At 42.3% G+C, this 21,840-nt stretch carries 21 protein-coding genes; 18 read left to right on the forward strand and 3 right to left on the reverse strand.

Features of this window, described 5'->3' with window-relative positions:
• Window positions 1–718: 718 nt before the first annotated feature.
• The gene (gene queG / locus BTN98_RS19165) at window positions 719–1,852 is read right to left on the reverse strand and encodes a tRNA epoxyqueuosine(34) reductase QueG (protein ID WP_060998683.1); all 1,134 of its coding nucleotides are present in this window, start codon (window positions 1,850–1,852) and stop codon (window positions 719–721) included.
• A 364-nt stretch (window positions 1,853–2,216) separates the two neighbouring features.
• Here queG and tsaE point away from each other — a divergent pair, with 364 nt between their 5' ends.
• From tsaE to motX, 11 genes are all read left to right on the forward strand, one after another.
• Window positions 2,217–2,681, forward strand: coding sequence for a tRNA (adenosine(37)-N6)-threonylcarbamoyltransferase complex ATPase subunit type 1 TsaE (gene tsaE, locus BTN98_RS19170; protein ID WP_060998684.1), 465 nt, complete (start codon window positions 2,217–2,219; stop codon window positions 2,679–2,681).
• Window positions 2,682–2,687: 6 nt separating this feature from the next.
• Window positions 2,688–4,418, forward strand: coding sequence for an N-acetylmuramoyl-L-alanine amidase (locus BTN98_RS19175; RefSeq protein WP_060998685.1), 1,731 nt, complete (start codon window positions 2,688–2,690; stop codon window positions 4,416–4,418).
• 2 nt (window positions 4,419–4,420) lie between these two features.
• A complete protein-coding gene (mutL, locus tag BTN98_RS19180; protein WP_060998686.1) occupies window positions 4,421–6,556 on the forward strand; it encodes a DNA mismatch repair endonuclease MutL in 2,136 nt (711 codons plus the stop codon).
• Window positions 6,557–6,577: 21 nt separating this feature from the next.
• On the forward strand, window positions 6,578–7,513 hold the full coding sequence (gene miaA, locus BTN98_RS19185) for a tRNA (adenosine(37)-N6)-dimethylallyltransferase MiaA (protein ID WP_060998730.1): 936 nt from the start codon (window positions 6,578–6,580) through the stop codon (window positions 7,511–7,513).
• Window positions 7,514–7,600: 87 nt separating this feature from the next.
• Window positions 7,601–7,867: an RNA chaperone Hfq gene (hfq, locus tag BTN98_RS19190; protein ID WP_060998687.1), complete on the forward strand. Its 267-nt coding sequence runs from the start codon at window positions 7,601–7,603 to the stop codon at window positions 7,865–7,867.
• A gap of 28 nt (window positions 7,868–7,895) precedes the next feature.
• Window positions 7,896–9,185, forward strand: coding sequence for a ribosome rescue GTPase HflX (gene hflX / locus BTN98_RS19195; protein ID WP_060998688.1), 1,290 nt, complete (start codon window positions 7,896–7,898; stop codon window positions 9,183–9,185).
• A 53-nt stretch (window positions 9,186–9,238) separates the two neighbouring features.
• Window positions 9,239–10,402 carry an FtsH protease activity modulator HflK gene (gene hflK, locus BTN98_RS19200; RefSeq protein WP_060998689.1) on the forward strand — a complete coding sequence of 388 codons (1,164 nt, stop codon included), beginning with the start codon at window positions 9,239–9,241 and terminating at the stop codon, window positions 10,400–10,402.
• Between the two features lie 2 nt (window positions 10,403–10,404).
• Window positions 10,405–11,403, forward strand: coding sequence for a protease modulator HflC (hflC, locus tag BTN98_RS19205; protein WP_060998690.1), 999 nt, complete (start codon window positions 10,405–10,407; stop codon window positions 11,401–11,403).
• Between the two features lie 74 nt (window positions 11,404–11,477).
• Window positions 11,478–11,672 carry a DUF2065 domain-containing protein gene (locus BTN98_RS19210; RefSeq protein WP_060998691.1) on the forward strand — a complete coding sequence of 65 codons (195 nt, stop codon included), beginning with the start codon at window positions 11,478–11,480 and terminating at the stop codon, window positions 11,670–11,672.
• Between the two features lie 121 nt (window positions 11,673–11,793).
• On the forward strand, window positions 11,794–13,110 hold the full coding sequence (locus BTN98_RS19215) for an adenylosuccinate synthase (RefSeq protein WP_060998692.1): 1,317 nt from the start codon (window positions 11,794–11,796) through the stop codon (window positions 13,108–13,110).
• A gap of 139 nt (window positions 13,111–13,249) precedes the next feature.
• Entirely contained in the window at window positions 13,250–13,873 is a 624-nt protein-coding gene (gene motX, locus BTN98_RS19220; RefSeq protein WP_060998693.1) for a flagellar protein MotX, read from the forward strand.
• Window positions 13,874–13,965: 92 nt separating this feature from the next.
• On the opposite strand, the gene hmpA is transcribed toward motX, so the two are convergent.
• Window positions 13,966–15,168: an NO-inducible flavohemoprotein gene (gene hmpA / locus BTN98_RS19225; RefSeq protein WP_060998694.1), complete on the reverse strand. Its 1,203-nt coding sequence runs from the start codon at window positions 15,166–15,168 to the stop codon at window positions 13,966–13,968.
• A gap of 104 nt (window positions 15,169–15,272) precedes the next feature.
• On the opposite strand from hmpA, the gene nsrR reads away from it, so the two are divergent.
• The 7 genes from nsrR to rplI all read left to right on the forward strand — a co-directional run bounded on the left by nsrR (window position 15,273) and on the right by rplI (window position 20,892).
• Window positions 15,273–15,707 carry a nitric oxide-sensing transcriptional repressor NsrR gene (nsrR, locus tag BTN98_RS19230; protein ID WP_036788819.1) on the forward strand — a complete coding sequence of 145 codons (435 nt, stop codon included), beginning with the start codon at window positions 15,273–15,275 and terminating at the stop codon, window positions 15,705–15,707.
• A gap of 131 nt (window positions 15,708–15,838) precedes the next feature.
• Complete coding sequence (rnr, locus tag BTN98_RS19235) at window positions 15,839–18,412, forward strand: ribonuclease R (RefSeq protein ID WP_060998695.1); 2,574 nt, start codon at window positions 15,839–15,841, stop codon at window positions 18,410–18,412.
• Between the two features lie 3 nt (window positions 18,413–18,415).
• Window positions 18,416–19,150, forward strand: coding sequence for a 23S rRNA (guanosine(2251)-2'-O)-methyltransferase RlmB (gene rlmB / locus BTN98_RS19240; protein WP_060998696.1), 735 nt, complete (start codon window positions 18,416–18,418; stop codon window positions 19,148–19,150).
• 309 nt (window positions 19,151–19,459) lie between these two features.
• Entirely contained in the window at window positions 19,460–19,846 is a 387-nt protein-coding gene (rpsF, locus tag BTN98_RS19245; protein WP_036788814.1) for a 30S ribosomal protein S6, read from the forward strand.
• Window positions 19,847–19,855: 9 nt separating this feature from the next.
• Window positions 19,856–20,158, forward strand: a complete 303-nt coding sequence (gene priB, locus BTN98_RS19250) for a primosomal replication protein N (protein WP_060998697.1) — start codon at window positions 19,856–19,858, stop codon at window positions 20,156–20,158.
• 15 nt (window positions 20,159–20,173) lie between these two features.
• Window positions 20,174–20,401: a 30S ribosomal protein S18 gene (rpsR, locus tag BTN98_RS19255; RefSeq protein ID WP_005421136.1), complete on the forward strand. Its 228-nt coding sequence runs from the start codon at window positions 20,174–20,176 to the stop codon at window positions 20,399–20,401.
• Between the two features lie 38 nt (window positions 20,402–20,439).
• Complete coding sequence (gene rplI / locus BTN98_RS19260; RefSeq protein WP_060998698.1) at window positions 20,440–20,892, forward strand: 50S ribosomal protein L9; 453 nt, start codon at window positions 20,440–20,442, stop codon at window positions 20,890–20,892.
• Window positions 20,893–20,966: 74 nt separating this feature from the next.
• Here the strand turns inward: rplI and BTN98_RS19265 are convergent, their stop codons facing one another.
• Entirely contained in the window at window positions 20,967–21,725 is a 759-nt protein-coding gene (locus BTN98_RS19265; RefSeq protein ID WP_060998699.1) for a DUF481 domain-containing protein, read from the reverse strand.
• Window positions 21,726–21,840: the final 115 nt, after the last annotated feature.

Below are 21,840 nucleotides of genomic sequence, written 5' to 3' on the forward strand. Positions count from 1 at the left end.
AGTTATCATCGAACTTATCGGTGAACTACTACTGTGAAGTATTAGTCTTAATGTGGTATTCCTGGGGTATTCGATTACCGATATCATCAGTGTACTGCTTCAAGTGTTTCTAGTTTGACTACGAAGCCCACTTAGAAGCAATCAGCTTCGATTACATCATCTGCTATTGATTATGCAACCTAACGGTTGTTTTTTTCATCTTAGCTATTTGCAAAGATGTTTGTAATATCAATATTGCCATATATATAAGGCAAACGCTCTTTTCCTAGCATTGATACGTTGTTCTTACTACTTTATAGCAACATTGTGGTTGGTTTTTATTTGTTTATAAAAGATAGAAAACACATGATAAGTTGTTATTTTTTTAAGTGTTTTTAATTTATTGCACCGTTAGATCACAGTTCAATTAACAGAGTTATCCACATAAGATATTCTGTGGGTAAGTTGGTTGATTAGATGTGATAGCTAGGTGTGAATAACTTTAGAACAAAAGTATAACTTAAAACTATTCTCCTTATTAATCGTAAAAAGCTAACAGGATAACTGTATGTTTTTTATTAATTAATTTATTTTTATCTACAATTTGCACACAGTTCATTTAGTCCTTTCTTTACTGGGATAACCGTCTTGATTATGTTATCCACTCCCTGTGTTTAATCTTTCTTTTTACTACGATTTTTGACGTCATTAAAAAAGTTTTCCACATATACCCAGAGTGTTATGCGTCTCGAGGTAAACCTTTTTCTATAATTCTCACTAAACGTTTGGTTGCATTGGGTAAAACATCAATAACCATTTGTTGACGTTTTTGATTTTGTTGCTCTAAAGCCCATTCAATATGCACATCGACGAGCGGGTGCTCACCCTGACGAGCGCTCAATGCCTCGATGATGTCAGCTTGGTAGGGCGCATTACCTAATGCAATCGTGATATTACGTAACCATTGGGTATGACCGATACGACGAATGGCTGAACCTTCGGTATTACGTAAGAATGTAGCTTCATTCCAAGCATAAAGCGTCACTAGATCTTGCTGGAATAACGTTTCTCGACAATGGTAGTCTGTTTCTGAGGTGATCTCTCCGTGACGATTAAATGGACATACTAATTGGCAATCATCACAGCCATAAATTCTATTACCTATTGCTGCGCGATATTGTTCTGGAATGATACCGTCAAATTCGATAGTTAGATAAGATATACAGCGTCGTGCATCAACGACTCCAGCTTCAATAATAGCGCCTGTTGGGCAACTGGTCATACAGGCGACACATTTACCACATTGATTGACAACAGGTGTATCAACTGGCAGTGGTAGATCAATTAACAATTCACCTAAAAAGAACCATGAGCCAGATTGGTCGTTAAGAATTAGAGAGTGCTTTCCTGTCCAACCTAATCCAGCTTTTTCAGCTAATGGACGCTCAAGAACTGGCGCAGAATCGACGAATGGTCGACAGCCAAACTCACCAACAACGGCTTCAATTCGTTGACCAAGCTGTTTAAGGCGGTTGCGAATCAATTTATGATAATCTCGCCCAAGAGAGTAGCGGCTAATATAGGCTGTTGTTGGTTGCTTAAGTGTTTGAGCAAAACCTGCTTGTGGCGGTAAATAATTCATTCTGACACTGATTACACGTACTGTACCTGGTAGTAATTCTTGCGGTCGTGCACGCATCATACCGTGACGTGCCATCCAGTCCATATCACCGTGATAGCCAGCATCAAGCCAGCGTTGTAATTGCGTTTCATGCTGCGACAAATCGATATCACTGATCCCTACAGCTTGAAAGCCGAGTTCTTGTCCCCAAGTTTTAATTTGAAGTGCGAGTTGTTGATAATCGATCGTCATAGTGTCAGCTTTATCTTCTTGCCAGTAAAAATCAGGGAACGGATTCTAGCACATTCTTATTTTAGAGTAGTCATAAGCTGACACCCTATTGTCAATAGTAGTAATCATTGCTGAGATAATCATTGAACGTGTAAAGCTGCACCTGTGCTGAATATATGCATGACATAAATTGAATGGCATTGCTTTATTGCGGTAAAATTGCGACGGTCATCGTAGACTGAGATCGTTATTTCACGCCGTATATCGCTTGGTTTTGATTTATCGTAAAGTAGCAGATTTATGTGCGCAGCGCGGTGAGCGTGGTATGCTTGCGGCAGATCTTTTTCCATTTATTCGTCAATTAGTCAATCCAAGATAAAATATAATGCAAACATTTGAAACTTCCCTTGCTGATGAGCAGGCAACGGTAGATTTTGGCCTTAAATTGGCTAAAGCCTGCACGCAACAAACAACAATATATCTCCATGGTGATTTGGGTGCAGGTAAAACCACATTTAGTCGTGGCTTTATTCGTGCACTTGGTCATCAAGGAAATGTAAAAAGTCCAACTTATACATTGGTTGAACCCTATGATCTCGCACCTTGGCAAGTTTATCATTTTGACTTATATCGTCTTGCCGATCCTGAAGAATTAGAATTTATGGGGATTCGAGATTATTTTACCAATGATGCTATTTGTTTAGTTGAATGGCCAGAAAAAGGTATAGGTATGTTACCAGAGCCAGATCTTGAGCTAGAACTGCGTTATCACGGTGAGCAAAGAATGGTATTAGTGACGTCGAATACGGACTATGGTTCAGCGTTGATCAACCACTTACAGTTAGGTTAAATTAGAATGGCGTTACGGACGTATGCAAATCTTTTAATTTTGGGAGTGGGATTAGTTAGTTCTACCGCTTTTGCTAATGAACTCAAAGGAGTTCGAGTGTGGCCGGCTCCTGACGAAACGCGTGTTGTGCTAGATATGCAAAGCCAAGCGGATTATTCGCAGTTTATGCTATCAAATCCGTCACGGTTAGTGGTCGACTTAAATAAAACTTCACTCAAAACCAAATTGCCAATCACTGTTGCTAAGAGTGAGATTTTAACTAAAGTCCGTAGTAGTAATGCACCCGAAAAAGGCACGACGCGATTAGTGTTTGAGCTTAAGCGTGCCACAACCCCTCAAATTTTCTCACTATCACCCACGCCTGATGGTAGCTATGGCTATCGATTGGTAATGGATTTACCTAATGGTTCTGGTGCTGGTGCTGTTGATAAAGAAGAACAAGCTGAAGAAAAAGCCACTGAAAATAATTTAGCCAAGTTGCCATCTGGTACTGCTGATATTGTGGTTGCTGTTGATGCCGGCCATGGTGGTGATGATCCTGGTTCTATCGGGCCAACTCATAAATATGAAAAGAACGTAACTTTGGCGGTTGCACGTAAATTAGCTGCAAAAATCAATGCGACAACAGGTATGCGTGCGGTCATGACCCGTCGTGGTGATTATTATGTAGGATTAAGTAAACGTTCAGAGATCGCTCGTAAAAATAAAGCGTTACTGTTAGTTTCCATTCACGCCGATGGTTTTAGTTCACCTAAGCCTCGTGGCGCGTCTGTATGGGTATTAAACACCCGCCGCGCTAATACTGAGATTGGTCGTTGGCTAGAGCAGAGCGAGAAACAATCAGAGCTACTTGGTGGTGGCGATGTACTTTCTAGTAATCCGAAAGATAAATATTTAGGTCGTGCGGTACTTGATCTGCAATTTAGTTATTCGCAGAAGGAAGGCTACGATGTGGCTAAGCGAGTATTAGCGAATTTACGTCATATTGCACGTTTACATAAAACAGTGCCGCAATATGCCAGTTTAGCGGTATTAAAATCGCCTGATATTCCGTCATTATTAGTTGAAACAGGCTTTATTACTAACCCGATTGAAGAGCGTGAATTAACCTCTAATGCTCATCAAAATCAACTTGCGAATGCTATTTATAAAGGTATTTTGCAATACTTCACAGCGCATCCGCCAGAAGGCACACTTTTTGCTTCGCGTTTGAAAGCTGGTGGTGCCAAGCATAAAGTGATATCAGGGCAAACATTAAGCGGTATTGCTGTTAAATATGGCTCTTCGATGACGGTCATTAAAGCGGCCAATAATTTGAAGTCAAATTCAGTTAATATTGGTCAAGTGTTAGTGATCCCTGGTACTGCGGTGACGACAGCACCAGCTGTTAAAACGACGGCAGTAAAGGTGACGTCCAAAGCAACGCCTGCTACCCGTATTGTGTGGCATACTGTGACTCGCGGTGAGTATCTTGGCAAAATTGCGGCTAATTATGGGGTAACCATGAGTAGCATTCGTCGAACTAGTCATCTAAAGTCTGATAATGTCATGGTTGGTCAGAAATTAAAAATTGCGGTTTCTGCCGTAAAAACTGTACGTCATAAAGTTCGCCGTGGTGAGTTTTTAAGTAAAATTGCGGCAAAATATGGGGTATCAGTAGCAACTATTCGTGATGCGAATAAGCTACGTTCTGATAAACTAGCAGTAGGACAGACGCTAATCATTCCAAGAAGTTAATTATGCCGATTCAGATTTTACCCGCTCGGCTGGCTAACCAGATTGCAGCGGGTGAAGTTGTTGAACGCCCAGCATCGGTAGTCAAAGAGCTTGTTGAAAATAGTATAGATGCCGGCGCCACTCGAATTGATATTGATATCGAAAAAGGTGGTAGTCGGCTGATTCGTATTCGTGATAATGGTAAAGGGATAGCTAAAGATGAACTTGGCTTAGCCCTGAGCCGGCATGCAACCTCCAAAATTGCCTCATTAGATGATCTTGAAGCCATAGTGAGCTTAGGATTTCGTGGTGAAGCGCTTGCCAGTATTAGTTCTGTATCGCGGTTAACCCTAACCTCTTGTACTGAAGGTCAAACGGAAGCATGGTCTGCGTATGCGGAAGGTCGTGACATGGATGTGCAGTTAAAACCTGCTGCACACCCTATCGGTACCACCTTAGAAGTATTAGATTTATTTTTTAATACCCCTGCACGACGTAAGTTTTTACGTACTGAAAAAACAGAATTCACCCATATTGATGAATTGATTAAGCGTATCGCGCTGAGTCGATTTGATGTCGCTATTACCCTGCGCCATAACGGTAAGTTAGTGCGTCAATACCGTATTGCTGACAATCCACTACAACAGGAGCGGCGCTTAGCTGCAGCTTGTGGGCCTGCTTTTTTACAGCATGCATTAGTGGTCGAATTAGCCCATGGTGATTTGAAATTATCAGGCTGGATTTGTAGTCCGCAAGGGGCTCGTAGTCAAAATGATATTCAATATTGCTATGTGAACGGTCGCATGATGAAGGATAAATTGATCAATCATGCAATTCGTCAGGCTTATGAATCAAGCTTACGATCGGAACAATATGCTGCTTATGTGTTGTATATTGAGGTCGATCCGCATCAAGTCGATGTTAATGTCCATCCAGCTAAGCATGAAGTGCGTTTCCATCAAGCGCGATTAGTGCATGATTTTATTTATCAAGCATTACAAAGTGCACTTCAGCAAGGGGCGAGTAGCGATGATGCGCCTCAATATCAAGCACCTATCAGATCCAGTGCGCATGCGCATACTGAAGTTACCACTGCGGCGATTGATCGTGTTTCTCATACTATTGCTGCGATGCCTGATTACCCGAATAAGGCTAAGCCTGAAAGTTGGTTAACAGCTTCAGATTCTTCTATTACCACGTCGACAGCGACATCCTCTTTCGATATAGAATCTCAGACTAACATGACTAATAAAGAAACTTTATTAGTAAATTCAGTTAGTAAAGATGCTCAACAGAGCTATAGTCAAAGGAGTAGCCAAAAATTATCGCCGCAATCAACCACGAGAGATCGCCAGCAAGGTGTAACATCAACAGTACCTGCTAATAGTACTTCTCGTCATTATGGTGAATCAGGCCCAACAGCAGCAGAGTTAAAGGCCTATCAACAACTGATTTCAACTAATCGTTCGGGATCAGCGCAATCGACACCAGTTACAGCACCATTAGATGTTAATACCACTCAGATAGCAGAACCTCGGCGAGAGTGGTCAAGCGAGACTCCGGCGCCGCCGACCAAGCGGATAAGTAGCAAAGATACTGGGTTAGGGAAACCGTTGGTTGTTGTTGATGAGCAGTTTTTATTATTAAGTCAGCAGCCTGAAATGGTGCTATTACATTTAGCGGTTGCAGAGCATTTACGTTATGTTGGTCAATTACAGTTGGCTCAAACGGTAGGTTTAAAGCCGCAGCCATTGTTGATTCCATTATCGGTGCCAGTTGAGGCTGAACTGATTCAATGCGCAGAGCAACACGGGCAATTATTAAAGCAGTTAGGGATACAGCTGAAATCGAAAGGACGTAATAGCATTATCATTCTGTCAGTTTGTATGCCATTAAGGCAGCAAAACTTACAACAGTTAATCCCAAATTTGTTAACCTATCTTCATTCTGTGAGCGATGATCCCGATGCTCAAGGATGGGATAACCTTTTATTCTGGCTCGCTAAACAATGCCATACGCCAGTAACAAGTTACACTTTGGCACAAGCGATTCAGTTAATTACCGAATTAGAGCAGCTATGGGGAGAAGAGTTGATGACATTTAGAAGCCAACTTGTTCGTCCGGTAGATATGCAAGCAGCGATAGAAGCATTTAAGTAATTTATGACGAAGCCACAAGCTATGACGAAGCCACAACCACAAGCTATTTTTTTAATGGGCCCGACAGCGTCAGGCAAAACTGATTTAGCTATTCGTTTACGTGAACAGCTACCAGTTGAGTTGATAAGTGTCGACTCCGCCCTTATTTATAAGGGAATGGATATCGGCACTGCGAAACCAGATGCGCATGAATTGGCACTAGCACCACACCGTTTAATCGATATTCGTGATCCAGCGCAAAGTTATTCTGCTGCAGACTTTCGTTCGGATGCACTAAAAGAAATGGCTGATATAGTGGCAGCAGGGCGGATTCCTTTGTTGGTAGGTGGTACTATGTTGTACTACAAGGCATTATTGGAAGGTTTATCACCATTACCAGCGGCAGATAATACTGTTCGTGCCGGAATCGAAAGTGATGCTGCTGCACGAGGTTGGCAAGCACTGCATGATGAATTGGTGGCCATTGATCCTGTTGCAGGTGCAAGGATCCATCCTAATGATCCGCAGCGATTATCTCGTGCATTAGAAGTTTTTCGTATTTCAGGTAAAACATTAACTGAGTTAACGAAAACTCAAGGTGAATCGTTACCTTATAAGGTTCATCAATTTGCAATTACGCCCACGGATAGGGCTGTACTGCATCATCGAATTGAGCTTAGGTTCAAAAAAATGATTGAAGCAGGGTTTGAGCAGGAAGTAAGGGCATTATATGACCGTGGTGATCTTCACCTAGAGCTTCCTTCCATTCGCTGTGTCGGTTATCGACAGATGTGGGAATATTTGGACGGGAAACATGACATAGATGAAGCGGTTTTCCGTGGTATCTGTGCTACTCGTCAATTGGCAAAGCGTCAAATTACCTGGCTTCGTGGCTGGAATGATTTGACTTGGTTGGATAGTAGTGATGTTGATAGCGCGTTACAAACCGTCACAAACTCAGTTAGATGTGATGTTTAATTAACGTGTATACTCTGAACTGCTTTGCGTATTTTTAGTTTTTGTTCGTTGCTAAATACAACTACAAACAAATAAGGAAAAGAAATAATGGCTAAGGGGCAATCTCTGCAAGACCCGTTTTTGAATGCGCTGCGTCGTGAAAGAATCCCGGTCTCTATTTACCTAGTAAACGGTATCAAACTACAAGGACAAATTGAATCATTTGATCAATTTGTTATTTTACTTAAAAACACCGTCAACCAGATGGTTTATAAGCATGCTATTTCTACTGTTGTGCCTGCTCGTCCGGTGAATCATCACCATGCGAGTGATCGTCCAGCAGGAACAGACCGTCCAGAGAAAACAGAAGAGTAAAATTATTTTCAAATAAGGAGTTGATTACTTGTTTGACCGTTATGAAGCTGGTGAGCAGGCTATTCTTGTTCATATTAATTTCACTCAAGATGAGGAGTGGGAAGACCTTAGCGAATTTGAAATGCTAGTGTCTTCTGCAGGGGTTAATGCACTGCATGTTGTTACGGGAAGCCGTAAAACACCACTTCCAAAATATTATGTGGGTGAAGGTAAAGCACAAGAAATCGCCGATGCTGTAAGAACTGTTGATGCAGATATAATTATTTTTAATCACGCATTGTCACCTGCACAAGAACGAAACTTAGAGCAGCTTTGTCAATGTCGAGTGATTGATCGTACTGGGTTAATTCTCGATATATTTGCTCAACGCGCACGTACCCATGAAGGTAAGTTGCAAGTTGAATTAGCACAATTACGACATATCTCAACTCGATTAATTCGAGGTTGGACTCACCTTGAGCGACAAAAAGGTGGTATTGGCCTTCGCGGGCCAGGTGAAACTCAGCTAGAAACCGATCGACGTTTATTACGAGAACGTATTAAAACAATCTTACGCCGTTTAGATAAAGTTGCTAAACAGCGTGATCAAGGACGCCGAGCGCGTAATCGAGCAGAAATCCCAACGGTGTCATTAGTTGGGTATACCAATGCGGGTAAATCAACATTATTCAATCGTATTACCGATGCTGGGGTATATGCAGCTGATCAGCTGTTTGCTACCTTAGATCCAACATTGCGTAAGATTGAAGTTGCAGATGTCGGTGCAGCGATACTTGCAGATACTGTTGGTTTTATTCGACATTTACCCCACGATTTAGTGGCTGCATTTAAAGCAACATTAAAAGAAACGCAAGAAGCAGATCTATTGCTTCATGTGGTTGATGCAAGTGATGATCGTTTTCGCGAGAACATTGAGGCGGTAGAAACCGTACTTGATGAAATCGATGCTGGCGATGTTCCTGTTTTACTTGTTATGAATAAAATTGATAACTTGGATAATGCACAGCCACGAATTGAGCGTGACGAAGAGGGTTTACCTCAACGAGTTTGGGTATCAGCCATGGAAGGGCAAGGCATAGACTTGTTATTCCAAGCCTTAACAGAACGCCTTGCAGGCACAATGATAAAACACAGTTTGCGTTTGCCGCCTGAGATGATCGGACGCTTACGCAGTAAGTTTTATCAGATGGGCTGCATTGTGCAAGAAGAATATGAATCAGATGGCTGTTTAATGATTGATATTCGCTTACCGATGGCAGAATGGTCGCGGTTACAAAAAAGAGAAAGTACTTCGTTAGATGACTACATCGTTGCTTAATGGATTGCTGAGTAATAAAAACTGTCGTCATATCACATTGATGGAGTTCTATAATGGCGTGGAATGAGCCTGGTAACAACGGCGGCCGTGATGATAAAGACCCTTGGGGTAATAAAAATCATGGTGGACGTGAACAAGGACCACCTGATCTGGATGAGGTTTTCTCAAAACTAAGTCGTAAGGTTGGTGGTGTGTTTGGTAATAAAAAAGGACCAACAGGCAGCGGTAGCGCTGTAGGTTTGGGTGCTGTTGCAGTTTTAGCTGTGGCTGTATGGGGATTTTCAGGCTTTTACACTGTAAGTGAAGCAGAACAAGGTGTTGTGCTACGCTTCGGTAAGTTTGATCAAATCGTCAAGCCTGGTTTGAATTGGAAGCCGACTTTTATTGATGAAGTCATCCCTGTTAACGTACAAGCAATTCGTTCGCTACGAGCTTCTGGCTTAATGCTAACCAAAGACGAAAATGTATTGAAAGTTGAGATGGATGTTCAATACCGTGTTGATAATGCTGAAAAGTATCTCTTTAGTGTTACCAATGCCGATGATAGTTTGCGTCAAGCAACAGATTCTGCACTGCGTGCGGTTATCGGTGATTCAACCATGGATCAAGCGTTAACTACAGGCCGTCAGACTATTCGTGCGAATACTCAAGCCGCTATTGATAAAATCATCTCAAAATACGACATGGGTATCCGTGTTGTGGACGTTAACTTCCAAAGTGCACGTCCACCTGAAGCGGTTAAAGATGCCTTTGATGATGCTATTGCAGCACGAGAAGATGAAGAGCGTTATGTACGTGAAGCAGAAGCTTACAGTAATGACATTTTGCCAAAAGCAACCGGTCGTGCTGAGCGTCTGAAGAATGAAGCAGAAGGTTATTCACAACGTGTTATTAATGGCGCTTTAGGTGATGTAGCACAGTTTGATAAGCTGCTGCCACAATACGAAGTTGCTAAGAAAGTTACTCGTGAGCGTATGTACCTTGATACGATGGAACGTGTATATAGCAATACCAGCAAGGTGTTAATTGATACTAAGTCTGGTGGTAATAACGTGATGTATTTACCGCTAGAGAAATTAATGAATCAATCAAATAACCAAGCGAAAAAGCCAGTAGATTCTGGCCGATTAAGTGGTATTGAATTGGAAAAAGTGGAAACACCGACGCCAGTCGCTCCAACACCACGCGCTGATACTGGCCGTCAAGGGAGATATTAATTATGCGTAAGTTAATCATCCCAGTAGTTGTGATTTTTATTGCACTATTATTGATGTCTATGTTTGTCGTTAAAGAAGGCGAGCGTGGTATCGTGGTGCGTTTCGGTCGTATTCTAAAAGATAACAATACCGAAGTTGCCCGTATTTACGAGCCAGGTTTACACTTTAAAGTGCCTGTGTTTGACCGTGTACATGATCTTGATGCACGTATTCAAACCATGGACGACCAAGCTGATCGTTTCCTAACTGCTGAGAAAAAAGACGTTATTATTGATACTTACGTTAAGTGGCGTATCAAAGATTTCGGCAAATATTACTTAGCAACAGGTGGTGGTAATACATCAACAGCAGAATCATTGTTAAAGCGTAAAGTGGTTGATAGCTTACGTGCTGAAATCGGTGCGAAAGAAATCAAGCAGATCGTATCTGGAGAAGACAGCATTTCAACACCAGCAACAGCGGATATTGCACAAACTAAAGCGGCTAAAGCTGCTCAAGCTGTAATTGAAGGTGTAGTACCGGTGAAGAAAGTTGAAGGCCAACGTGATCAAATCATGGCTGATGTACTTGAAGAAACGCGCGAAAGTGCGAAAGACTTAGGTATTGAAGTGGTTGATTTCCGTATTAAGAAAATCAACTTACCAGATGAAATCAGTGAGTCTATCTATCGTCGTATGCGTGCAGAGCGTGAGTCAGTGGCGCGTAGCTACCGTTCTCAAGGCCGTCAACGTGCTGAAGAGCTTCGTGCTCGTTCAGAACTTGAAGTGGCAACAGTTTTAGCTGACGCAAAGCGTAAAGCACAAGTTGTACGCGGTGACGCAGATGCGAAAGCGGCTGAGATTTATGCGAAAGCATATAATCAAGACCCTGAGTTTTACAGCTTTTGGCGTTCTTTGAAGGCGTATGAAACGAGCTTTAATTCGAAAAATGACATTCTTGTTGTTGATCCGAATAACGAGTTCTTTAAATACATGAACCATTCAGAGCTATCAGCAAAGTAAGCTCGCTTTAATAACAGCGTAATCGTTATAATAAAGACAAGGCCTTCGCCTTGTCTTTTTTTTGGATGAAATCTATGATGAATACAGTTTTGTTAGCTATTGGTTTAGTGTTAGTTGTTGAAGGCTTAGGACCATTATTAGCCCCTCAAGGCTGGCGTAATATGGTTAGCCAATTAAGCCAGCAAAACGATAACGTGCTGCGTCGTATTGGAGGCTGTCTGGTCGTTGCTGGTAGTGTTATTGCTTATATGATGTACATGAGAATGTAGATAAACAGCCATAAATAATCGTCGAAAGTAAGCGTATAAGAAGCGCTCTGAGCCAAAAATGACTGCAAGCTGGCGGCTAAGGTGCTAGAATCCTTTTTTAACTACTGATAGATGAAGAAAGATGGCAAATAATGTAGTCGTTCTTGGCACCCAATGGGGTGACGAAGGTAAAGGTAAGATCGTTGACCTCCTGACCGAAGATGCAAAATATGTGGTTCGCTACCAAGGTGGACACAACGCCGGTCACACCCTAGTTATTGATGGTGAGAAAACAGTTCTTCACCTGATCCCATCAGGTATCCTACGTGACAATGTTAAATGCATCATCGGTAACGGTGTTGTACTTTCTCCTGATGCACTAATGAACGAGATGGGTCCACTAGAAGCACGTGGTATTCCTGTTCGTGAGCGTTTGTTCCTGTCAGAAGCTTGTCCACTAATTCTTCCTTACCATATTGCTCTTGACCAAGCTCGCGAAGCGGCTCGTGGTAAAAAAGCAATTGGTACAACAGGTCGTGGTATCGGTCCTGCTTACGAAGATAAAGTTGCTCGTCGCGGTCTTCGTGTTGGCGATTTATTTGATAAAGAAGCATTTGCAGCAAAGCTTAAAGAAGTTATGGCTTACCACAACTTCCAACTTGAGCATTACTACAATGCTGAGCCTGTAAGCTATGAAGAAGTATTAGCAAAAGTACTTTCACAAGCTGATCTACTTACCTCAATGGTAATCGACGTAACGACTGAACTTGATGATGCGCGTTTACGTGGCGACAAGATCATGTTTGAAGGTGCGCAAGGTACGTTGCTTGATATCGATCACGGTACTTACCCATATGTAACGTCTTCTAACACTACTGCTGGTGGCGTTGCTGCTGGTTCTGGTTTTGGTCCTCGTCACTTAGGTTACATCCTAGGTATCGCAAAAGCATACTGTACTCGTGTTGGCGCAGGTCCTTTCCCAACTGAGCTATACGATGGTCTAGATAAGCAAGATCCAATTGGTAAGCACCTAGGTACTGTTGGTAACGAGTTTGGTGCAACGACTGGTCGTCTACGCCGTACAGGTTGGTTCGATGCTGTTGCTATGCGTCGTGCAGTACAAATCAACTCTATCTCTGGTTTCTGTCTAACTAAACTAGATGTATTAGATGGTCTAGAAGAGCTAAAAATCTGTACTGGTTACAAAACTAAGTCTGGTGAGATCCTAAACGTTTCTCCTATGGCTGCTGATGCGTACGAAGATCTAGAGCTAATCTACGAAACAATGCCAGGTTGGAGCGAAACAACATTTGGTGCTAAGACACTGGATGCGCTACCACAAGCAGCTCTTGATTACATCGCTCGTATCGAAGAGTTAACTGGTGTGCCAATTGATATTATCTCTACAGGTCCTGACCGTAACGAGACAATCATCAAAGTTCACCCATACGGTGAATAATCGCTGATGCGAATTTGAAAAAAACCAGCTTTCGAGCTGGTTTTTTATAACTCAATATTACCGTTATGCTGCTTTGTATTGAGTTAAAGTTTATTCTCAAATTGCCGATAGCTAATTATTCGACGTTTGAGGAATGCTAATGAAACCCTGGTTGATAATGTTTGCTACTTGGTTGGCAACACCTGTTCATGCGATTGCTATTATTGGGGAGGCTGTACCAGTTTATACCGAAGAACAGTTGAGTGCTTGGTTTGCAACCAATCACCATCTACGCCAAGTCAAAGCCGATGATTGTCAGTTAGTGCAAGATATTCAAGCGCGAGCAGAACAAATAGAATCACCGACCTATCAATTTCTTTACGGTGATATGTTGGCGTGGGGCGTGTGTGTGCCGAAAGATGTGGAACAAGGCGTATATTATATGCGTGCCGCCGCTCAGCAAGGTGTACCGGTTGCATTAGAACAACTGGGGCGCTATTACGCTCAAGGGGTGATTTTGCAACAGGATAAAGAGCGTGCAATTCCGTATTTACGCGAAGCTGCTGCCCTTGGTAATATTCGTGCACGAATTCAATTAGCACAATTATTAATTGCTGATAATGGCAGCCCATTAGATTATGAAGATGCCTATCGATGGTTGTATCAAACCGTAACTACCAATAAAAGCCAACATCAACAAATTCGACGTTTGCGGCAGCAGTTAGAGCAAAAGATGCCAGCCAATATTATCGCGCGGGCTAAACGGCGTTCATCATTTTGGTAATAGTTGTTAGTGATGAAAATAAAAACAGCACCTTATTTAGGTGCTGTTTTTGATTAAAACGATATCATTGTGTGGCCAGTAATTGACAAATATTACAGCACTTTATGCGGCCCAAAACACTCATAATGAATACGATCGTTGGTTACACCTAGTTCAATTAACTGCTTGGCGATAAATTGCATAAAGCCAACCGGACCGCAGCAATAAAAATGCATGGTTGGATCAGAAATCTGAGTGGCAATGTTATTGAGTTCAATTAAACCTTGATAGTCATAATCTTCTGCTGGACGATCGGTGGCAGTAGGGGCGTTATACCATGTTAATGCCGTAATATGCTGGTGGTGGTTAGCAAGGGTTTTAACATGATCTTTATACGCATGTTGGTGGCCATTTTCTGTAGCATGTAACCAGTTTACTGCTGCTTGATGTTGAGTGAGTGTTTCAAGCATTGCTAGCATTGGGGTTAAGCCAACACCCGCTGAAATAAGTGTTACAGGTGTTTGTGGCTCAACATTCAAGAAAAAATCACCAGCGGGAGCAACCAGTTTAACTTTATCGCCAATATTGATTTTATCGTGTAAATAGTTTGAGACAAGACCTTGAGACTCACGCTTAACGGAGATGCGGTAATTGGCATTATTAGGGGCAGCAGATAAGCTGTATTGGCGGATCTCTTGGTGCTCTAATTCATCGGCAGTAACATAAATACCTAAATATTGGCCTGACTTATAGTCAGCGACTTGGCCTTTATCAGCGGGAGTAAACGTAAAGCTGGTGATAGCATCACTATTTTGTTGTTTCTCCGTTACCACAAATTCACGCGTGCCACGCCAGCCGCCGGCTTTATTATCGTTTTCTTGGTAGATTTCTTGTTCTCGGTTAATAAAGATATTCGCTAGTACACCGTAAGCTTCGGCCCAAGCATCTAATACTTCTTGTCCTGGGGATAATAATTCATCAATAGTGGCTAATAGATGACTACCCACGATCTGATATTGATCGGCTGAAATTAAAAAGCTGGTATGTTTTTGGGCTATTTTTTCAACGGCAGGCAATAATACCGCTAAATTATCAATATTATTTGCATAAGCACAAACAGCATTAAACAACGCTTGTTGTTGATTTGAAGGATCGTCATTGTCTCTGTTTTGCTGGTTGCTCATGTTAAAAATATCTTTTAACTCAGGGTTGTGGCGAAACATACGCTGATAAAAGTGCTGGGTTACTGCAGGACCTGCAGCGGCAATGATGGGGGCGGTCGATTTTACGATATCAATGGTATTTTGAGTGAGCATTACTTTCTCTTTATAAGTTGTATTTATAATATATGTTATAAGTTGTATCTGATCTGTATCTTTTAGTCAAGAACAAGATTAAAATAGCAACAGGAGGAGTGAATGTGCAGTTAACCAGTTTTACCGATTATGGCCTACGTGCCTTGATATATCTTGCAAGCTTGCCTGAGGGGGAGTTAACAAGTATCACAAAAGTAACCGATACCTATGCTGTGTCGCGCAACCATATGGTCAAAATTATTAATAAATTAGGCCAATTAGGTTATGTAGAAACTGTACGAGGGAAAAATGGTGGTATTCGCTTAGGAATGCCTGCGGGTAATATTGTATTGGGGCATGTGGTAAGGGCGATTGAACCGTTACAAATCGTCAATTGTGCGCCTGATTTTTGTAATATTACTCCTGCTTGTCAGTTAAAGGGGATCCTTGCTGATGCGCGTAATGCTTTTTTAAATGAGCTAGATAAGTACACATTACTGACTTTGGTAGATAATAATCCACCGTTACGTGTCTTATTGGGATTGCCTGCAGAACACTAAGACTATTTGATAATAGTCTAGCATCACACTACTCCCTATTATTTAGTGGAATTGGTTTTTATAGCCAGTTCCCATCTGTTCACCTAAGAGCTGGGTATACTAAAGGTATAGCTGGCCAACAGGAACTGTTTATGTCTAAAGGTACTACCGATTTACCGGTTGATCCTTTTCGCGAACGCGAAGCATCTAATTACGAAAACCCTATTCCAAGCCGTGAGTTACTGTTAGAAGTGATCCGTGGTTTTAGTGCACCCGTTAGCCGCGACCAGTTATTTACTGCGTTAAAGCTTGAAGGTGATGATCAATATGAAGGTCTACGTCGTCGCTTACGTGCGATGGAACGTGATGGCCAATTAATTTTCACTCGCCGTCAGTGTTATGCATTGCCTGAGCGTTTAGATTTAATTAAAGGTTACGTTATTGGCCACCGTGATGGTTTTGGCTTTTTACGTCCTGAAGGTACATTCAGTAAAGATACTGACTTATTGTTACCTGCCCATCAAATGCGTAGTGTGATCCATGGTGATTACATTTTAGCGCAAGCGGATGGCGAAGATAAGCGTGGCCGCCGTGAAGGCCGTGTGGTGCGCGTATTAGCTGAATCAACCACTCAAATTGTGGGTCGTTTCTTCCTTGAAGATGGCATGGGCTATGTGGTACCTGATGATTCTCGCATTGCGCAAGATATCATTATTCCACAAGATGTGCGTCAAGGTGCTCGTATGGGCAATGTGGTAGTGGTTGAGATCAATCAACGTGCCACTCGTCAACATAATGCCGTTGGTCGTATTGTTGAAGTACTGGGTGAGAATATGGCACCGGGTATGGAGATTGAAATCGCATTACGCACTCATGATATTCCCCATGTGTGGCCATCTGAAGTTGATAACCAAGTTAAGCATCTGACCGAAGAAGTACCAGAAGAAGCTAAGCTGGGCCGAGTCGATTTACGTCAATTACCATTGGTGACTATCGATGGTGAAGATGCACGTGACTTTGATGATGCGGTGCACTGTCAGCGTAATCCTGATGGTGGCTGGCGTTTATGGGTCGCGATTGCTGATGTTAGTTACTATGTACGTCCAAAATCAGCATTAGATAATGAAGCGCTAAAGCGAGGTAACTCGGTTTACTTCCCGGCGCAAGTGATTCCAATGTTGCCTGAAGTGCTGTCAAATGGTCTCTGTTCACTTAATCCACAAGTCGATCGCTTGTGTATGGTGTGTGAGATGACAGTTTCTGAAGGCGGTAAGCTGACAGGCTACAAGCATTACGAAGCGGTGATGAATTCACATGCGCGCTTAACTTACACCAAAGTAAGTAACATGCTTGAAGGTGACGAAGAGTTGCGTCAACGTTACGCGCCTTTAGTGCCGCACCTTGAAGAACTTTACAGCATGTTTAAAGCACTAAAAGTGGCACGTGAAGCACGTGGTGCGATTGAGTTTGAGACTGTTGAAACTAAGTTTGTCTTCAATGCAGATCGTAAGATCGAGAACATCGTACCGCTAGTGCGTAATGAAGCGCATAAAATCATCGAAGAATGTATGATTTTAGCCAATATCGCTTCAGCACAATTTGTTGAAAGTGCTAAAGAGCCAGCGTTATACCGTGTTCACGACACCCCGGGTGAAGAGCGTCTACAAGGTTTCCGTGATTTCTTAGGCGAGCTAAGTTTAGAACTTGGTGGTGGTTTAGAGCCAAGTCCGAAAGATTACGCTGCATTAGCGAATTTAATTCAAGAGCGTAATGATCGTGAATTAATTCAAACTATGCTGCTGCGCTCAATGAAACAAGCGATCTATCAAGCAGATAATATTGGTCACTTTGGTTTAGCCCTAAGCCAATATGCGCACTTTACGTCGCCAATTCGTCGTTACCCAGACTTAACCTTGCACCGTGCGATTAAATTCTTAATTGCTAAGCAAGCAGGCAATACTAAGAACGATACGCCTACTGGTGGTCATCATTATTCATTTGATGAAATTGATGCTATTGGTGAGCAGTGTTCAACCACTGAACGTCGCGCCGATGATGCTACTCGTGATGTGTCTGATTGGCTTAAGTGTGAGTACATGCAGGATCACCTTGGCGATGAGTTTGAAGGTGTGATTGCTAACGTTACCGGTTTTGGTTTCTTTGTCCGCCTTAATGAATTAAACATTGATGGTTTAGTGCATATTTCAAACCTTGCTAACGATTACTATCAATTTGATCCTGTGGGTCAACGCTTGGTAGGTGAGAGTTCAGGTGTGATTTATCGTTTAGGCGACACTGTTCACGTCAAAGTGGCGGCGATTAACCTTAATGATCGTCAATTAGATTTTGATATTGTTGGTGCCGAGCGTAAGCAGCGCGGTGCGGGTAAAACTGCCAAAGGGCGTGAGAAAAAGCAACGCATGCGCAAAGCTGAAGGCCTTAAACGTCAGGGAATGCCTGCGTTTAAAGTTGAAAATGGCGAAGCGGTAGCTGATGAATCACGTTCTAAAAATAAACGTGAGCGTTCTTCGGTACGTAAAAAATTAAAAGAAGGCGCGATTCCAGCTGCAGATGCTAAAGATGCTAAAAAGAAAAAGCCAAGAAATAAAAAACCACGCAAGTTATCGGATGAAAAGCCGCTGACTGATCCTAAAAAGAAGCCCAAAGTTCGCAAGAAGAAAAAGCAACGTGCGGGTAAATCTGAACGTGCAGCAAAGAAGAGTTAATTGATGAGTAATGATATGATTTTTGGCATCCATGCCGTTAAAGCCGTGCTTGCATCTGATCCTGTGCGTTTTATTGAGGTATTCGTACTCAAAGGACGTGAAGATGAGCGTTTACTGCCGCTAATTACTGAGTTGCAAGACTTAGGTATCACGATTCAAGAAGCAGGCCGTAAAGCATTAGATGACAAAGTTGATGGCGCTTCTCATCAAGGCATTATTGCGCGTGTACGTCCAGGTAAGCAATATAACGAAAATAACCTTGATGACCTATTAGCAACCAAAGAAAATCCGTTACTACTGATTTTAGATGGTGTGACAGATCCTCATAATCTAGGTGCATGTCTACGTAACGCTGATGCTGCTGGTGCTGTAGCCGTGATTGTACCGAAAGATCGTTCGGCACAACTTAATGCGACCGCAAGTAAAGTAGCCTGTGGCGCGGCTGAAATTATGCCGTTGGTGCGTGTAACTAACCTTGCTCGTACTATGCGTGCGCTACAAGATAAAGGTGTATGGATTGTTGGTACTGCAGGCGAAGCAACCCATGATATTTACCACAGCAAACTAACAGGGCCATTGGCGATTGTGATGGGTGCTGAAGGTGAAGGTATGCGTCGTTTAACCCGTGAAACCTGTGATGATTTGATTAAGATCCCAATGGCGGGCTCAGTATCAAGTTTGAACGTATCTGTTGCTACTGGCATTTGTTTGTTTGAAGCGGTACGTCAACGCGGTTAATGCGTGATTAAGCGTAAATAACCGCATAATTATTTAAACCCGTTCAGTCAATACTGCGCGGGTTTTTTATTATTGAGCCGTATAAAAAACCACCATCGAGAAAAGCAGTTATCATCCTAAAGGCAAGATTGACTGAGACAAGAGTACATTTGATTGAAATGAGGCTAGTGATGATAAAATAAGCTTGCCTAGATTGATCATTCTCTGTACTATCCGTCATCCAAATTCTCGGTTCTTTTTTTTAGTTCCTTGCTTCCCCAGGATAACCGAGCCGACAAGGGAAGCTGAATAATCCGTAAGGAGCAACCTATGCGTCATTACGAAATCGTATTCATGGTGCACCCTGATCAAAGCGAGCAAGTTGCTGGCATGATCGAGCGTTACACTGCTGCTATCAAAGATTCTGGTGGTCAAATTCACCGTCTAGAAGATTGGGGCCGCCGTCAAATGGCTTACCCAATTAACAAACTGCACAAAGCACATTACGTTCTTATGAACGTAGAAGCTGAGCAGGCTGTTGTTGACGAGCTTGAGTCAAACTTCCGCTTCAACGATGCAGTGATCCGTAACATGATCATGCGTACTAAAAACGCTGTTACTGAGCCATCTCCAATGATGAAGGCTAAAGAAGAGCGTTTCACTAAGCGTGAAGATCGTGCTGAAGCACAATCTGAAGGCGAAGCAGCTGCTGAGTAATTTGTTTAAATGACTAATCGTCTGGTGTTGACTGGTACTATTGCCAAGCATCCCAAGCGAAGCCAATCTCCGGCAGGCATTCCTCATTGTCACTTTGTGCTTGAGCATCGTTCTGTGCAGCGGGAAGCTGACTTACCACGCCAAATATATTGTTATATTAACGTGGTAATCAGTGGTAAAGGTCAACAAATACTCACTCAAGATTTAGTTGTCGGAAGCAATATTAAGGTGGAGGGATTTATCTCTTACCAAACCGGCCGTAATGGTATCGGGAAATTAGTTTTGCATGCCGATCATATTGACTTAATTTAGATCAGGAGATAGCCCATGGCTCGTTTCTTCCGTCGTCGTAAATTCTGCCGTTTTACAGCAGAAGGCGTACAAGAGATTGACTACAAAGACGTAGCAACTCTAAAAAACTACATCACTGAAGCTGGTAAGATTGTACCTAGCCGTATCACTGGTACTCGCGCTAAATACCAGCGTCAGCTAGCTCGCGCTATCAAGCGTTCTCGTTACCTAGCACTTCTACCGTACACAGATAAGCATCTGTAAGCGGCAGTCGTTTTTAGAACTTAATAGAGGACAAGATAATGCAAGTTATTCTACTTGATAAAATCGCTAACCTAGGTGGCCTTGGCGACCAGGTTAACGTTAAAGCGGGCTACGCTCGTAACTTCCTTATCCCACAAGCTAAGGCAGTTATGGCGACTAAAGCGAACGTTGAAATGTTCGACGCACGTCGTGCAGAGCTAGAAGCTAAAGTTGCTGAGCAACACGCTGCTGCTGTAGCACGTGCTGAAGCACTAAACACGCTTGAAGGTGTTGTTATTGCATCTAAAGCTGGTGACGAAGGTAAACTATTCGGCTCAATCGGTACTCGTGACATCGCTGAAGCAGTTGCTGCTGCAGGCGTTGCACTTGTTAAGAGTGAAGTACGTCTACCTGAAGGTGCACTACGTACGACTGGCGAATTTGAAGTTAGCGTTCAGCTAAGCTCAGACGTATTCGCAACTGTTAAACTAAACGTTGTTGCTGCAGAGTAATCGCTTTTAGCTTTAATAGTAAAAAACCAGCCTTCGGGCTGGTTTTTTATGTCTATAATTTGGGATATTGGTAACTAAAGCGTATAAATTATTGATATCGTGGTGGTTGAATCAGAATTTTTCATGGTTTCAGGCACCCAAGAATAATAGGTCTGGGTATAACCAATATTTAAAGCGATATTATCGGTAATGTCATTGGTCGCATTTAATGAGCTTTCAATGGTAGTGTTACTTTTACCTGATACCATATTTACTTTAGCACTTAATGTGAGTGTTTTAAGTGGCTTCCATTGCATATCGACCGTACTTTGCAATATCGGCTCATTGACGACTTCTTGTTTAACAATACTGTCACTCTTAATCTCATCAAGATTAGGGTTTTGATGACGAAAACCTGGACCAATATCGACTAAGGTTTGAAAGCTCTCATAGCTAAAGAGACGGTAACCGATACCGGTTGAAACCAGTGAATCTACATAATAGGGCCCATAGCGGTCATCAATATAACTACCGTTGCCATACCAGTAATACCCATCACGGATCATACGTTTTGCTTTTAAACTTGCTGATAATTTACGTTTATCTTCTTCGCCATTTTTTTTTGCCATAATATATTTGGCATCAGCAGTGGTTTGATAACGGCCCTTAGTATAGGTGAGCGCAATATTACCATTCATGGTTTGAGAATTAGAATTACCCGATAGTGCTTGATAACCTAAGCCGATACTGCTGGTCAGTGGTGAGGGTTCATTTGACGCTTCAGTTGTTGGTTCTTCACTGGCATTGGCTGCGGTAGTGGCAAGCAACAGCAATGTGAGTATATATCTTGCCAAAAGTCCTCCGCTGGCAGCTGGTGTAACAATAAAAAATATTAAGCGCAGTATTCTAACGTAAATTTGTCAGCTTTTGGTTAGGAATGCTGGTCATACTTTTGGTTAAATTAAAAAG

The sequence above is a fragment of the Photobacterium aquimaris genome (assembly GCF_002954455.1).
GTDB lineage: Bacteria > Pseudomonadota > Gammaproteobacteria > Enterobacterales > Vibrionaceae > Photobacterium > Photobacterium aquimaris.